The organism is Nocardioides sp., assembly GCF_035429765.1.
Taxonomy (GTDB): domain Bacteria; phylum Actinomycetota; class Actinomycetes; order Propionibacteriales; family Nocardioidaceae; genus Nocardioides.
This window is the reverse complement of sequence record NZ_DAOMFK010000067.1, coordinates 1-14,615: the sequence shown is the minus strand read 5'-3', so window position 1 is coordinate 14,615 and position 14,615 is coordinate 1. Positions and strand designations below refer to the sequence as shown.

Sequence of the window (14,615 nt, the reverse complement as noted above, 5' to 3'; positions counted from 1 at the left end):
AGGGCGGAGGGGTCGGCCTGTAGGCCGGGTTCTGTCCCCGGACGCCTCGCGGCGGCCGGGGGGCGACCATCCATCTAGGACGACCGTTGCCGGCCGCCTCGTGCGGTCTACCCGCGCACTCGGGCGGGCCGCCCTCGAACGTGCGCGCGCCCCGCGCCCGGAGGCGCGAGGCTTCTTGACCTTGCTCCTGGTGGGGTTTGCCGAGCCACGCCGGTCACCCGGCGTGCTGGTGGTCTCTTGCACCACCGTTTCACCCTTACTACCCGGCGGACCGGGTGGCGGTCTGTTCTCTGTGGCACTGTCCCGCAGGTTGCCCCGGGTGGGTGTTACCCACCACCGTGCCCTGTGGAGCCCGGACCTTCCTCGGCCCGTCCGAAGACGGGTCGCGGTCGCCCGGCCGACCCCTCCGCGTCACCCAGGATAGTCGACGACGCCGCATCCTGCCGGGGCCTCCCGGGTACGGTCGAGCCATGAGCGAGACGGGCACGAAGTACTGGTTCTGCCTCAAGCACCACACCGTCGAGGGCACCGACGGCTGCCGCAACCAGGACCGCCTCGGTCCCTACCCGACCGCCGAGGACGCCTCCCGAGCGCTGGAGCGCGTCCAGGAGCGCAACGACGCCTGGGAGAACGACCCGCGCTGGAACGACGACCCGCCCCGAGGCTGACCGGCGCCGTCACGACGTGTGCTTGAAGTCCACCACGATGCGCTGCGGGTCGTGCAGCAGGAACACCCGGTACGGCGTACGCCGGGGCGCCAGGCCGAAGGCGAAGTTGACCTGGCCCTCGAACGTGCCGGTGAGTGCGACCGCCTTCAACGCCGGCAGCCCGGGGCGGACCAGGGTCGGTCCCTCGTACACCTCGTGCCCCTGGGCGTCGGTGACGTAGGCGGGACGCAGCACGACCTCCAGCCCCCCACGGATGGGGACCTTCAGGTCGCTCGGGTCGTAACGGAACTCGCGGCGGTAGTGCGTGCGACCGCCGGGCAGCCGGCCCTTCACGTCGATCACCACCCGGTCGAACCGCTTGTGCTCGGCGTACCGGAGGTCCAGGATCTGCGGGAACCTGGCCTCGGGCGAGCCGGCCCAGGCGGTCCCGCGGGTGAGCCACACCGGCATCGCCGCGGCCGGGGCGACCGGCACGAGCGCCACGCCCAGCAGGGCTGCCAGCACCAGGCCGAGGATTCTCTTCATGGCGTCCTCCTGACTGTCAGGGCGACGGCGTGATCCTCAGGACGCCGTCGTCGGAGCCGTTGTCGGTCGTGGCCAGCAGGTCCCCGTTCGCGGCCAGCGTCAGCGACCGCAGCCGCCCGTACTGCTGGAGCGCCTGCGGGGCGCGGGCGCGCACGAAGGTCCCGTCCGGGGTGAACCGGAGGAACAGGATGCGGCCGGCCTTCAGCGCGGCCACGGCGAGCGTGCCGTTCAGCGACCCCCACTTGGGGCCGTACACCCACACGGCGCCCGAGGTGGCGAGGGTGGGGAAGCCCGAGCTCCAGGCCGCCTCGACCTGCGGACCGGGCAGCGACTGGTCGGTCATCGGGACGTCCTCGTTGTACCCGGGCCCCGGACTCTCGGGCACCGGGTTCCAGCCGTAGTCACCACCGGGCAGCACGAGGTTGATCTCGTCGTCGCGGTCCGGGCCGTGCTCGGCCGACCAGAGGCTGCCGTCGCGGCGCTGGGCCAGCCCCTGGATGTTGCGGTGACCGTAGTTGTACACGTACCGCTTCTTCTTGTTGGCCGCACCGATCCACGGGTTGTCGGGCCACGGCGCACCGGTCCTCCGGTCCAGCCGGAGCACCTTGCCGCCGAGCGAGCGGAGGTTGCGCGGGTTCGTGCCGATCGCCGCGTCGCCGGTGCCGACGAACAGGGCCCCCGACTCACGCTCGATGAGCAGCCGGCAGCCGCCGTGCCTGCCGCTGCTGGCCGAGATCCCGCTCAGCAGCACGCCCCGGCTCAGGGCGCGCCGGCCGTTGTCGCTGAGCCGCCAGGCCAGCACGCGGACGTCGTGGCCGGTCCGGGTGAAGCCGCCCTGGCAGGTGTAGAAGCGACGGTTCTTCGCGAAGCCCGGGTCGACCGCCAAGGACATCAGCCCGGTCTCCCCTGACACCCACACCCTCCCGCTCGGGAAGGCCACCCGCTGCAGCCGGCCGTCGCGCAGCCGCCACACCCGGGCGCTGTCCCGCTCGGTGAGCAGCCAGGCGTTCGAGCCGATCGACTTGACGTCCCACACGTGGCTCAGCCCGCGCACCACCCGACGAACCTTGAACGACGGCAGTGCTCGGGCCTCGGTGGACGGCGCCGCTGCCTCGGTGCCGCCGCCGGGAGCGGTGCCGCGGGGCGTGGGGGTCGCGCTCGCGGATCGCGGAGGAGGGCTGTCGCCGCTGTCGGCGCAGGCGGGCGTCAGCGGTGCGGCGAGGGACAGGGCGAGGGCGGCGATGACCGTGCGCATGGCTTCACGGTACGCGTGCCACCGGCTCAGAAGGTGTGCTCGGGGCCCGGGAACGCGCCGGACCGGACCTCGTCGGCGTACTCCCTCGCCGCCCGGAGCAGGACGTCGTGCACCGCCGCGTACTGCTTGACGAAGCGGGGGAGCCGGCCCGTCCGGAGGCCGAAGGCGTCCTGCCAGACCAGCACCTGCCCGTCGCAGTGCACCCCGGCGCCGATGCCGATGGTGGGGATCTGCAGGGCCTCGGTCACCTGGCGGGCGACGTCGCCGGGGACCATCTCCATGACCACGGCGAAGGCCCCGGCAGCCTCCAGGGCGAGCGCCTCCTCCACCACCCGGGCGGCCGCGTCGCCGCGGCCCTGCACCCGGTAGCCGCCCAGGGCGTGCTCGCTCTGGGGGGTGAAGCCGATGTGCGCCATGACGGGGATGCCGCCGTCGGTGAGGAGCCGCACCTGCGGCACCATCTGGGTGCCGCCCTCGAGCTTGACGCTGTGCGCGCCCGCCTCCTTCATGAACCTCACCGCCGTGTGGTAGGCCTGCTCGGGCGAGGCCTGGTAGGAGCCGAAGGGCAGGTCGGCCACCACGAGGGCGCGGCGCACGCTCCGCGCCACCGCGCGGGTCAGCGGGATCAGCTCGTCCACGGTGACCGGGAGGCTGGTCTCGTTCCCGTAGACGTTGTTGCTGGCGCTGTCGCCCACCAGCAGGACCTCGATCCCGGCCTCGTCGAAGGTCTGTGCGGCGTACTGCTCGTAGGCGGTGAGCATGGCGAACCGCTCGCCGCGCTGCTTCATCTCGCGCAGGTGCTGGGTGCGGATCCGCTTGACCGGCGGCCCTTGCGCAGGGGCCGCGCCGGTGCCGTACGGCGCGGTGGTCTCGGTGGCCTGCTGCTCGCTCATGGTTGGTCTCCTGCCGCCGGCCGGGCCCGGCTGCTGCCGTGCTCCCGCGTGATCTGTCGTTCTTCAGTCTGCCAGCAGCCCCTCCACCGGCACTCGGCCCGGGTGAGCGTTCCCGACCGGCCCGCTCGTCTGGGATGATGAGGCGATGGACGCGCCCACAGGCAGTGCTGTGCCGGCCGCCCCGGCCCCCGACCCCGCCGAGCCCACGAGTGCCCCGCGGCCGACCGCCGTGGCTGTCGCGCTGGAGCGCGCCCAGCAGGTCGCCGACGAGCTGGTCGCCCAGGCCCAGGCCCAGGCCCACGAGCTGCTGGAGCGCGCCCACGACGCCGAGCAGGAGGCTGCGCGGCTGCGGGAGGAGGCGGCGACCGCGCACCGGGAGGCCGAGCAGGCCCACGAGGAGGCCGCCGCCCGGTTGTCGCGAGCGGCCGAGCAGGGGCAGGAGCTGATCCGCGACGCGGGCGAGCAGGCGACCCTGCTGCTGCAGGTCGCCGGACGGGACCGGGACCGCATCCTCGCCGAGGCGAGGGCGGTGGCCGCCACCGACCGCGAGGCGGGTGCGGTCGAGCTCGAGCAGGCGATGCAGGAGGCCACCCGCCTGGTCGCGGAGGCGCAGGAGCGCGCCGACCGGCTGGTCGACGAGGCCGAGCAGCACCATGTGGCCCGGGTGGCGGAGGCCGAGGAGCTCGAGCGGGTCCGGCGGACCGAGGTCGAGCGGGAGGTCCAGACCCTCCGCGGCGACGCCCAGGCGGAGGCGAACCGGGTCCGTGCCGAGGCGGAGAGCCTCGCCGCTGAGCTGACCCGGGCGGCGCGGGCCGACGCCGATCGGCTGGGGGCAGAGGCGGCGGCTGAGCATGCCGACCTGGTCGAGCAGGGCAGACGGCGGCTCGAGGAGGCCCGCATCGAGGTCGAGCGGCAGCTCGCCGAGGCCGCCGAGCAGACGGAGTGGGCCGGTCGCACCGTCCAGGAGCTGCTGGCCGCCGCCGCCCTGGAGGTCGAACGGAGCCGCGCGGCAGGCCACCGCGACCTGTCCCGTCGGCTCGCCGCCCGTCGGCGGGAGGTCCAGGCGACCCTGGCGCGGTCCGCTCAGCGGCTGCGGGAGCGTCACGCCGAGGTCGACCGTCTCGCCCTGGAGGTCGAGGAGCGTGGCCGCAAGCGGCTGGCCGAGGCGGAGGCGGAGGCGGTGGAGGTCCAGGCCCAGGCCGAGCGCAGCGCCGAGGAGACCCGGGCACGGGCCGCCCGGCATCTGGCCGAGACCGAGGAGCACGCGACGCGGCGGCTCGACGAGGTGGAGGCGGGGGCCAGGATCCTGCGCGAGCAGGCGGCCGCAGAGACCATGCGGGCCCAGCTCGAGGCGCAGGAGGCTCTCAGCCAGGCGCGCCAGGACGCCGAGGTGCTCCGCCTGGACGCCGAGCGCGAGCGCGAGGAGGCCTCGCGCGAGGCGCTGGAGATGCTCGACCGGGCGCGCGGCGAGGTGGACGCGCTGCAGCAGCAGCGCGACTCGATCGTCGCCGAGCTGGGGGGCCTGTCCGGCGTCATCCAGGCGCTGGCCGTTCCCGACCCCGGCACGCCTCCTGCCCCTGTTCCCGAGCACCTGCCCGATCCGGAGGAAGCGTCCCGATGACGATGGACAGTCCGCACCCCACCTTCCGGCTGGTCCGCCGCGGCTACGAGCCGACCGACGTGGACCAGCGGATGTCAGAGCTGCTCAACCAGCTGGGCACCCAGCACCAGGAGGTGATGGAGCTGACCGCGCGGATCCACGAGCTGGAGGCCGCGGCCTCCTTCGCCGGGTCTGCGCCGGAGGACTCCGCCTCGCGGCAGCCCACGTTCGCCGACCTCGGAGCGAGGGTGGGGCAGATCCTCTCCCTGGCCGAGGAGGAGGCCGCCGAGATCAGGGCGTCGGCCAAGGCGGACTTCGACGCACGGGTGCAGGAGGTCGAGCAGGCGGCCGAGCGGATCCGCCAGGAAGCCGACGACTACGCACGGCACCGGCGCGAGAGCGCGGACGCGGAGGCTCGGGCCCTGGTCGACAACGCCCACCGGCGGGCCGACGAGCTGGCCGAGGAGACCGGACGGGAGGCTGCCGCCCGCCGGGCCGAGGCGGAGGCGGTCTACGAGGCGCAGCAAGCGCGAGCGGCGCAGGCCGCAGCCGACTTCGAGGCGACCCTGGCGGAGCGTCGTGACCGCGTCGAGCGCGAGTTCGCCGCCCAGTTCGAGACTGCCCGCAGCCAGCTCGAGACCGCTCAGGGCCACCTCGAGCAGACCCGCAACGAGGCCCAGCGTATCCGGGCCGACGCGGAGCTCGGTGCGAAGCGGCAGATCGAGGACGCCCAGCAGGAGGCGGAGGAGATCGTCGCCCAGGCCCGCGCGCACGCCGACCGGGTCGCCGCGGACTCCGAACGAGCCCTGGCGGCCGCCACCCAGCGTCGCGACAGCATCAACGCCCAGCTGGCCAACGTCCGGCAGATGCTCGCGACCTTGACCAACGTCTCGCCGGCGGGTCTGCTCGCGATCGGTGAGGACCCGACGGTGGCAGAGGACGAGTCCGGCCCCGAGGAGGCCGGCACTGGGGAGTCCGGCCCCGACGAGGCCGGCTCCGGCGAGCCTTCCGAGGCGCACCAGGAGTGACGCCGCGGGGCGGCGGCCCCGTGGGAGACTCGGCTCCGTGGACTTCTACTCGGCCTACGCCCAGGGATTCGTGCGGGTCGCCACCTGCACGGTGCCCGTCACGGTCGCCGACCCCAACGCCAACGCCGCGCAGGTGCTGGCCCAGGCCCGGGCCTGCCACGACGAGGGCGTGGCACTGGCGGTGTTCCCCGAGCTCGCCCTGTCGGGGTACGCCGTGGACGACCTGTTCCTGCAGGACACCCTCCTGGAGGCGGTCGAGGCTGCGCTCGCCGAGATCGTGGCCGCCTCCGCGGACCTGCTCCCGGTCCTGGTGGTGGGTGCGCCGCTGATCCACGGCAACCGGGTGCTCAACTGCGCGGTCGTGGTTCATCGTGGCGAGGTCCTGGGCGTCGCGCCCAAGTCCTACCTCCCGACGTACCGTGAGTTCTACGAGCGCCGGCACTTCGCGCCCGGAGACGACCGGCGGGGCGAGTGGATCCAGCTGGCCGGTCAGGAGGTGCCACTCGGCCCCGACCTCCTCTTCGAGGCCGTCGACGTGCCGGGCCTGCGGGTGCACGTGGAGGTGTGCGAGGACATGTGGGTGCCGGTCCCCCCGAGCGCTGAGGCGGCGCTCGCCGGAGCCACCGTGCTCGCCAACCTCTCGGGAAGCCCCATCACCGTCGCCCGGGCCGAGGACCGCCGGCTGCTGGTCCGCTCGGCGAGCGCCCGCTGCCACGCGGCGTACCTCTATGCCGCCGCCGGGCAGGGCGAGTCCACCACCGACCTGTCGTGGGACGGCCAGACCATGATCTACGAGTGCGGGGACCTGCTGGCCGAGAGCGAGCGGTTCCCCGACGGCCCTCGCCGCAGCATCGCCGACGTCGACCTCGACCGGGTGCGCCAGGAACGGATCCGGCAGGGCACCTTCGACGACAACCGGCGCACGCTGGAGATCGGCGACCAGGCCCTGGCGCTGGCCAGCGGGCGCACCGGACGCACCTTCCGCACCGTGGCCTTCGAGCTGGGCGCACCGGCAGGGGACCTGGGGCTGCGCCGGCACGTGGACCGGTTCCCGTTCGTGCCCGACGACCCCGACCGGCTGGCGCTGGACTGCTACGAGGCCTACCACATCCAGGTGTCCGGGCTGGAGCAGCGGCTGCGCGCGATCGGCCAGCCCAAGGTCGTCATCGGCGTGTCCGGGGGGCTGGACTCCACCCACGCCCTCATCGTGGCCGCGCGGGCGATGGACCGGCTCGGGCGTCCCCGCACCGACATCCACGCCTTCACCCTCCCGGGGTTCGCCACCGGGGACACCACCCGGTCCTACGCCACCCGGCTGGCGACCTCGCTGGGGGTGCGGTTCGAGGAGATCGACATCACCCCCGCCGCCCGGCAGCTGCTGGCGGACCTGGACCATCCCTTCGCCCGGGGGGAGCCGGCCTACGACATCACCTTCGAGAACGTCCAGGCCGGTCTGCGCACCGACTACCTGTTCCGCCTCGCCAACCACCGCGGCGGCATCGTCCTGGGAACCGGCGACCTCTCCGAGCTGGCGCTCGGCTGGTGCACCTACGGCGTCGGCGACCAGATGTCGCACTACAACGTCAACGGCGGTGTCCCGAAGACCCTGATCCAGCACCTCATCCGCTGGGTGGCCGACTCCGGGGAGTTCGGCGAGGAGACCAACGCGGTGCTCCGCGAGGTCGTCGAGCACGAGATCACCCCCGAGCTCATCCCGCACACCGAGGGGGTCAAGCCGCAAGCCACCGAGGACACCGTCGGCCCCTACGCGCTGCAGGACTTCACCCTCTTCCACGTGATCCGCCGCGGCTACCCGCCGCACAAGATCGCCTTCCTCGCCTGGCACGCCTGGCGGGACGCCGCCGCGGGGGAGTGGCCACCCAACTTCCCCCCCGAGCGGCGGACCGCCTTCGACCTCCCCGAGATCCGGCACTGGCTGGAGGTCTTCCTGCGTCGGTTCTTCGCCAACCAGTTCAAGCGGTCCGCCCTCCCCAACGGCCCCAAGGTGAGCGCCGGCGGCACGATGTCGCCGCGGGGCGACTGGCGGATGCCGTCGGACGCCCGCGCGACCGCCTGGCTCGCCGACCTCGAGGAGAACGTCCCCGGCGGCGGGGCCGCGGACTGAGCCGAGAGGCGTTTGCCGGACCTTAGCCGTCCGCTGGCCCGCGGTTAGCGGCGCCTCGATGAGGCTGCGGGTGTCCGCTCGACACCCCAGTCTCCAAGGAGGAGCCATGAACACGATCCAGCGCACCGCCGTCGCCCTCGGCCTCACCGCAGCCATTGCCGGCCCGACCGCCTTCGTGCTGGCCGGCCCGGCCACGGCCGACCAGGAGAAGGGCGGCTGGTGCGCCGGCGCCCGCTACGAGCTCAGCGTCGACCGGGAGGGGCGCGGGTACGAGATCGACGCCGACCTCGACGGCGCCGAGCCCGGGTCGGCCTGGCGGCTCGTGCTCCGGCACGACGGCGAGGTCGTGGCCAAGGGGGTCCGGACCGCCGACCGTGAGGGTGACATCGACCTGGAGCGGCTGCGGCCGGACACCGCCGGCACCGACACCTTCACCCTCACGGTCCGGAAGGTCTCCGGCCCGCCGGCCTGCAGGACCACTATCGTCGCCCGCTGACCCGTGTGCCACCGGCGGGGCCTGGTCGCCTCGGCCGACGTCAGGCCGGCGGGCCCAGCACGACGGTGATCCGGGCTCCCCCGAGCGGGGAGCGTCCGAGCACAAGACGGCCACCGGACTCGGTGGCCGTCTTGTCGACGATGGACAGCCCCAGCCCGGTGGACCCTGCCCCGCTGGCCCCGCGGCTGGTGACGTCGAGACCGGGGGGGAGCCCAGGCCCGGCGTCGTCGACGACCAGCTCCAGCCCCCCTGCCGGCGCGGGGCTCAGGGTGACGCCGAGGGGCGTTCCCTCCGCGGTGTAGGAGAAGACGTTGTCGAAGAGGACGTCGACGAGCGCGACCAGGTCGCGGGCGCTGGCTCGGACCGGAACCGGGTGCCCCTCCGGAGCGGCGACCCGCAGGTCCCGTCCCTGGTCCTCCGCCAGCGGCTCCCAGAAGCGGATCCGCTCCAGGAGCACCCCCATCGCGTCCGCCTCGGCGACGAGGCCCTCGCGCTCCGAGCGCCGCGCCTCGCGGACCAGGTGGTCCACCATCCCCTCGAGCTCGTCGAGGTCCGCGGAGAGCCGCGCCCGCTCGTCAGGGTCGGGCAGCCCGTCCACCCGCAGTCGGAGTGTGGTGATCGGTGTCCGCAGGCCGTGGGAGAGGTCCGCGACGCTCTCCCGCTCCCGCTGCAGCAGCACCTGGATCCGCTCGACCAGGCGGTTGAAGGCGGTCCCCAGCTCGCGCACCTCCGGTGGGCCGACCACCGGGAGCGGCTCCGGCGGCCCGGGGTCGCCCAGGGTCTGCGCCCGCGCCGCCAGCGCACGGATCGGCTGCACGAAGGAGCGTCCGAGCCGGTCGGCGACGAACAGCGACCCGGCGAGCAGCACCAGTCCGAGCGCGGCCAGCAGCCCCCACGCGCGAACTACCCCCGCGCCCAGGCCCGGTGAGCGCACGTCCACCCGGATCACCGGGGTCTGGGACGGCACGGTGCTGGTGGCGCCCAGCGACACCGGGACCAGGAACTGGGCGCCCTCGGGGGTGTCGTCGATGCGGGCCCGTCCGGTGCGCCGGGCCTCCCGGACCCGGTCGTCCTCGCCGGGGTTGGGCCCGACGTCGTCCGCGCCCGGGTAGAGGACCGTGGTGGAGATGCCCTCGGAGGTGGCGTTGATCCGGTCGAGGTACACCGCGACCGCGCCCTTGTCCCGGCGCGAGACCACGGTCTCGGTCGCCTGCACCTCGAGCGCGGCGCGTGACAGGCGGTCCTCCAGGGCGTAGCTGCGCACCAGGACGGCCATCGGCACCAGCATGGCGAGGAGGACCATCGAGACCGCCGCGGCGACGGTCACGATCAGGCTGCGTCTCACGGTGGCCTCGTTCCCTCGGTCACCCGCCCGGCGCCGCCAGCCGGACCCCGACGCCGCGGACCGTGGTGAGGTAGCGAGGCTCGGCAGCGGACTCGCCCAGCTTGCGCCTCAGCCACGAGAGGTGCACGTCGACGGTCTTGTCCGAGCCGCCCCAGGCCTGCTGCCACACCTCGCTCAGCAGCTCGCGCTTGGTGACCACGGTGCCCGCCCGCTCGGCCAGGAACGCCAGCAGGTCGAACTCCCGCGGGGTGAGGTCCAGCTCGGCCCCGTCCAGGGCTGCTCGCCGAGCTGCCACGTCGATCTCGAGGTCCCCGACGGTGAGGACCCGGCGGACCGACCGGCCGCCGTCGGTACGGCGCATCACGGCCCGGATCCGGGCCTCGAGCTGGGCGATGGTGAAGGGCTTGACGACGTAGTCGTCGGCGCCCGCGTCCAAGGCGCTGACCAGGGACGGGTCGTCGTCGCGGGCGCTGGCGATGATCACCGGAACGTCGCTGACCGCCCGCAGCATCGACAGCACCTGGGTGCCGTCCACGTCGGGGAGGCCCAGGTCCAAGATGACCAGGTCCGGCCGGGAGTCCACGGCGAGGGACAGCCCGGCCATCCCGGACGCCGCCGACGCCACGGCGTACCCGCGCTCCCGCAGCGAGCGCATGAGGAGCGGCCGGATCCGGTCGTCGTCCTCGATGATCAGTACCTCGGCCACGCCTCGACCGTAGTCGGTGCGGACAGCCGGCCGCCGGGCTCGGGGCCGACGCGGTGCAACCTTAGCGACTCGTTAACCTCTCGCTAGGGTCCACGGCACCGTCGCTGGCGCAGAATCTGCCGGGTGAGCAGACGGGTCGGGTACGCCGCGCTGTGGGCGCTGGCCGTGGGGCTGGCGATCGCCGTGGGGCTGGTGGCGGTCTCGACGGTCGGCGCCGGCATCCGCGGCCGGGGGCCCCTCGGTACGACCGTCGGCCTGGACGAGCCCAACCCCACGCCGCGGATCGACCCGGACGCCCCCGTGCGCACCCGCGAGGTCAGCGACTTCTGGGGCAGCTTCCGGGTCCGCTGCCAGGACGGCTTCGCCACCGGTGTCCGGGCGGCGGCGGCGCCCGGGTGGAAGGTCGTCAGCTACGAGGAGGGCCCGGACGACGACGTCGACGCGGTGTTCAGCCGTGCCGCCCGCTCGGTGGACCTGGAGGTGTTCTGCAACCGCGGGGAGCCGACCGTGGGTGACCTCGAGATCAACACGCTTCCCGACGAGGGCTGACGCCGTACCGACGCCGCCCCGGCAGGGTGCCGTGTCACACCCCGGAAACATCGGTACGCGATAGTGGAGCCATGGGCAAGCAGGAAGACTTCGTGCTGCGGGCACTCGAGGAGCGCGACGTGCGGTTCGTGCGCCTGTGGTTCACCGACGTGCTGGGGTTCCTCAAGTCCGTGGCCGTCGCACCTGCCGAGCTCGAGGGCGCCTTCGACGAGGGCATCGGGTTCGACGGCTCGGCGATCGAGGGGTTCGCCCGGATCTACGAGGCGGACATGCTCGCCAAGCCCGACCCCGCGACCTTCCAGATCCTCCCGTGGCGTGGTGAGGAACCCTCCACCGCCCGGATGTTCTGCGACATCGTGATGCCCGACGGCAGCCCGTCGTACGCCGACCCCCGCCACGTCCTCAAGCGCACCCTGGGCCGGGCCGCCGACCAGGGCTTCACGTTCTACACCCACCCCGAGATCGAGTTCTACCTCTTCCAGGGCGTGCACCGGCCCGGGGAGGAGCCTGAGCCGGTCGACCGCAGCGGCTACTTCGACCACACCGCGCTCTCGATGGGAGCCGACTTCCGCCGCGAGGCGATCACCATGCTCGAGGCGATGGGGATCTCCGTGGAGTTCAGCCACCACGAGGGCGGACCGGGACAGCAGGAGATCGACCTGCGCTACGCCGACGCACTGAGCACCGCCGACAACGTGATGACCTTCCGCACGGTGGTGCGGGAGGTGGCGCTGAGCCAGGGGATCTGGGCCTCGTTCATGCCCAAGCCGTTCACCGAGGACCCCGGCTCCGGCATGCACACGCACGTCTCCCTGTTCGAGGGGGACCGGAACGCGTTCTTCGAGGCGGGTGCCGAGTACCAGCTCTCCCGCACCGGGCGGAGGTTCATCGCGGGAGTCCTCCGGCACGCGAGCGAGATCTCCTGCGTCACCAACCAGTGGGTCAACAGCTACAAGCGGCTGCTCGGCGGCGGCGAGGCGCCGGCGTACATCTGCTGGGGCCACAACAACCGGTCGGCCATGGTGCGCGTCCCGATGTACAAGCCGAAGAAGGGCAACTCGACCCGGGTCGAGCTGCGGACGATCGACGCCGCGTGCAACCCGTACCTGGCCTTCGCGGTGATCCTGGCCGCCGGGCTGAAGGGCATCGAGGAGGGCTACGACCTCCCCCCCGGCGCGGAGGACGACGTGTGGTCGCTCACCGAGCGGGAGCGCCAGGCGATGGGCATCGAGCCGCTGCCGAAGAACCTGTCGGAGGCGATCGCGATCGGTGAGCGCTCCGAGCTGCTCGCGGAGACGCTGGGCGAGCACGTCTTCGAGTTCTTTCTGCGCAACAAGCGGGCCGAGTGGGGGGAGTACCGCACCCAGGTCTCGGCGTTCGAGCGGGACCGGATGCTGCCCGTGCTCTGACCCGCTGACGTCCGGCGGGTGCTGACCACCGCGAGTTTGCCGAACTTCCTGTGGGGGGCCGCGCGGATCCGTATTCTCACCGGGTATGACCGTCACTGCGCTGGGCGTGGACCGCACCCCCGGCTACCCGCGCGCTCTCGTCGAGCCGCTGCTGTGGCTGGCGCTCGTCGACGGCGTCACCTGGCTGCTGATCCTGGTCGACACCCGCACCCGACCGGCGACCGCCGGAGTGGTGATCCACGGGTCGGTCTCCCGGCTGGCCGCGACCCTGTCCCTGGTGCTGGTCCTCAACGCGGTGGCGGCCCTGCTGCTGGCCTCCCAGGGCGGCAACGTGGCCCGAGGGCTGGCCGGCCTCGCCGGTCTCGGCCTGGCCGTCTCGGGCTGGGGGTTCCACCTGATCCCGGAGATCAGTCCGCAGGTCCGCACCTGGTCCACCTGGGGCTGCGTGGTCGCCGGCGTGGCGCTCGCGGTCCTCTCTCAGATGCACTGGCGGGAGGGGGGCACCAGTCGGCGCGTGGAGGAGCACAGCGTGGTCGAGCTGCTGATGATCACCTTGCTGCTGGGTGCGGCCGCCGTGGTCGCCTACGGCGTGCTCGGCATGCGCGAGCGCGGCCTGGTGGGCGTGCCCAACGTGGACGAGTCCGCCTGGGGCCAGCTGGTCCCCTCGATGCTGGCGATCACCGGGCTCCTGGCCGGCGCGGGACAGCTGTGGAACCGCCGCTGGTGGGCGGCGGCCGTCACGGTGGGCCTGGGCGGCGGGCTCGCCGTGATCACCCTGCTCGCCGGGAGCTGACCACTCCGACCGGATGACGCTCCCCGGTGCGGGCTCCGGATAGATTGCCCGCCATGAGCACCCGGTCACGCGTCCTCGTCGTGGAGCACGAGCCCGACGACCCGCCGGCCTGGTTCGGGGTCTGGCTGGAGGACGCCGGCTGCCGGTTGCACGTGAGCCAGCCCTGGGCGGGAGACGTCCTGCCCGCCGACCTGACCGGCCACGACGCGCTGCTGGTCATGGGCGGCTGGATGAGCGCGCACCACGACGCGGAGATCGGCTGGCTGACCGGGGTCAAGGACCTGGTCCGGCAGGCCGCCCGCGACGGCGTCCCCGTGCTGGGCATCTGCCTAGGGCACCAGGTGGCGGCGGTGGCGCTGGGCGGCGAGGTGAGCACCAACCCGCGGGGCAAGCAGATCGGCCTGTACGACGTGGGCTGGCGCCCGGCGGCCGCCGACGACCCGCTGATGGGGCCGGTCGTGACCCCCGGGAGGCGCGGGATCCACTGGAACGCCGACGTCGTCACCGCCCTGCCGCCGGGCGCGGTGGAGCTGGCCAGGGCCCCGGGGGGAGAGGTGCAGGCGGCCCGGTTCGCCCCCACCATCTGGGGCGTCCAGTGGCACCCCGAGATCGACGAGCCGCTGCTGCGGCGCTGGGTGGAGGAGGACCCGGCCAGCGTGGTCGCACTCGGCCTGGACCCCGAGGCGATGCTGCGCGAGGTGGACGAGGCCCGAGGTCGGCTGGACGCGGCGTGGCGCCCCCTGGCCGAGCGGTTCGCCGCGATCGTGCGCCGGCAGCGATGAGCCGCACCACCCACTCGACCAGCCGGGCGGCGCTGCTCCGACTGGGCTTCCAGGACCCGGGGACGGCGCGCCAGCAGCTGGCGCTGCTCGGCACCGAGTCGGAGGTGCTGCTGGCGATCCTGGGGCGCACCGCGGACCCGGACCAGGCGCTGACCGGCCTGGCCCGCCTCGCCGAGGTGGCGCCGGACGCCGACGCCCTGAGGAGCGCCGTGGTCGAGGACGAGGGGACCGCGATGCGGCTGCTCACCGTCCTGGGCGCCAGCCAGGCGCTGACCGACCACCTGGTCCGTCACCCCGCGCACTGGCGTGAGCTCACCGATCCCTCGCTGGGCTCCACCCGGCCGGCCGGGTACGCCGTGCGCGCGGCCCTGCTCGGATCGGTCGGCGCCGACCCCGCCGAGCCCCGCCCGGTGGCCACGGTCGAGGCCGCGGCCGACGTGC

Annotated in this window: 14 protein-coding genes, 1 other RNA gene and 1 pseudogene; 10 read left to right on the top strand and 6 right to left on the bottom strand. The window is 73.7% G+C overall.

Annotated elements, in window-relative coordinates:
- Positions 1-4: 4 nt before the first annotated feature.
- An RNA gene (gene rnpB / locus PLP61_RS08320) (RNase P RNA component class A) lies at positions 5-405 on the bottom strand.
- A gap of 65 nt (positions 406-470) precedes the next feature.
- Between rnpB and PLP61_RS08315 the strand changes: the two genes are divergently transcribed.
- Positions 471-668 carry a hypothetical protein gene (locus PLP61_RS08315; RefSeq protein ID WP_324502162.1) on the top strand — a complete coding sequence of 66 codons (198 nt, stop codon included), beginning with the start codon at positions 471-473 and terminating at the stop codon, positions 666-668.
- Between the two features lie 9 nt (positions 669-677).
- Here the strand turns inward: PLP61_RS08315 and PLP61_RS08310 are convergent, their stop codons facing one another.
- The 3 genes from PLP61_RS08310 to panB are packed head-to-tail and all read right to left on the bottom strand — an operon-like array spanning position 678 to position 3,341.
- Positions 678-1,193 (bottom strand): AMIN-like domain-containing (lipo)protein, encoded by a 516-nt coding sequence (locus PLP61_RS08310; RefSeq protein ID WP_324502161.1) that lies wholly within the window; start codon positions 1,191-1,193, stop codon positions 678-680.
- A 16-nt stretch (positions 1,194-1,209) separates the two neighbouring features.
- Positions 1,210-2,448: a PQQ-dependent sugar dehydrogenase gene (locus PLP61_RS08305; protein WP_324502160.1), complete on the bottom strand. Its 1,239-nt coding sequence runs from the start codon at positions 2,446-2,448 to the stop codon at positions 1,210-1,212.
- Between the two features lie 26 nt (positions 2,449-2,474).
- Complete coding sequence (gene panB / locus PLP61_RS08300) at positions 2,475-3,341, bottom strand: 3-methyl-2-oxobutanoate hydroxymethyltransferase (RefSeq protein WP_324502159.1); 867 nt, start codon at positions 3,339-3,341, stop codon at positions 2,475-2,477.
- A gap of 145 nt (positions 3,342-3,486) precedes the next feature.
- On the opposite strand from panB, the gene PLP61_RS08295 reads away from it, so the two are divergent.
- The 4 genes from PLP61_RS08295 to PLP61_RS08280 all read left to right on the top strand — a co-directional run bounded on the left by PLP61_RS08295 (position 3,487) and on the right by PLP61_RS08280 (position 8,590).
- Positions 3,487-4,962, top strand: a complete 1,476-nt coding sequence (locus PLP61_RS08295) for a coiled-coil domain-containing protein (RefSeq protein ID WP_324502158.1) — start codon at positions 3,487-3,489, stop codon at positions 4,960-4,962.
- The gene (locus tag PLP61_RS08290; protein ID WP_324502157.1) at positions 4,959-5,969 is read left to right on the top strand and encodes a hypothetical protein; all 1,011 of its coding nucleotides are present in this window, start codon (positions 4,959-4,961) and stop codon (positions 5,967-5,969) included. Before PLP61_RS08295 ends, PLP61_RS08290 begins: the two co-directional genes overlap by 4 nt.
- A 37-nt stretch (positions 5,970-6,006) precedes the next feature.
- The gene (locus PLP61_RS08285; RefSeq protein ID WP_324502156.1) at positions 6,007-8,094 is read left to right on the top strand and encodes an NAD(+) synthase; all 2,088 of its coding nucleotides are present in this window, start codon (positions 6,007-6,009) and stop codon (positions 8,092-8,094) included.
- A gap of 106 nt (positions 8,095-8,200) precedes the next feature.
- On the top strand, positions 8,201-8,590 hold the full coding sequence (locus tag PLP61_RS08280) for a hypothetical protein (RefSeq protein ID WP_324502155.1): 390 nt from the start codon (positions 8,201-8,203) through the stop codon (positions 8,588-8,590).
- A gap of 40 nt (positions 8,591-8,630) precedes the next feature.
- On the opposite strand, the gene PLP61_RS08275 is transcribed toward PLP61_RS08280, so the two are convergent.
- Entirely contained in the window at positions 8,631-9,935 is a 1,305-nt protein-coding gene (locus PLP61_RS08275) for a sensor histidine kinase (RefSeq protein ID WP_324502154.1), read from the bottom strand.
- A 19-nt stretch (positions 9,936-9,954) separates the two neighbouring features.
- Positions 9,955-10,641, bottom strand: a complete 687-nt coding sequence (locus PLP61_RS08270) for a response regulator transcription factor (protein WP_324502153.1) — start codon at positions 10,639-10,641, stop codon at positions 9,955-9,957.
- Positions 10,642-10,764: 123 nt separating this feature from the next.
- Here PLP61_RS08270 and PLP61_RS08265 point away from each other — a divergent pair, with 123 nt between their 5' ends.
- The 5 genes and pseudogenes from PLP61_RS08265 to PLP61_RS08245 all read left to right on the top strand — a co-directional run.
- Entirely contained in the window at positions 10,765-11,190 is a 426-nt protein-coding gene (locus PLP61_RS08265; protein ID WP_324502152.1) for a hypothetical protein, read from the top strand.
- Positions 11,191-11,261: 71 nt separating this feature from the next.
- The gene (locus PLP61_RS08260) at positions 11,262-12,599 is read left to right on the top strand and encodes a glutamine synthetase family protein (RefSeq protein ID WP_324502151.1); all 1,338 of its coding nucleotides are present in this window, start codon (positions 11,262-11,264) and stop codon (positions 12,597-12,599) included.
- Between the two features lie 85 nt (positions 12,600-12,684).
- Positions 12,685-13,392, top strand: coding sequence for a hypothetical protein (locus PLP61_RS08255; protein WP_324502150.1), 708 nt, complete (start codon positions 12,685-12,687; stop codon positions 13,390-13,392).
- 53 nt (positions 13,393-13,445) lie between these two features.
- Positions 13,446-14,174: a type 1 glutamine amidotransferase gene (locus PLP61_RS08250; protein WP_324502149.1), complete on the top strand. Its 729-nt coding sequence runs from the start codon at positions 13,446-13,448 to the stop codon at positions 14,172-14,174.
- Positions 14,171-14,615, top strand: a pseudogene (locus PLP61_RS08245) (bifunctional [glutamine synthetase] adenylyltransferase/[glutamine synthetase]-adenylyl-L-tyrosine phosphorylase); the annotation flags it as partial. The gene PLP61_RS08250 and the pseudogene PLP61_RS08245, both read left to right, overlap by 4 nt.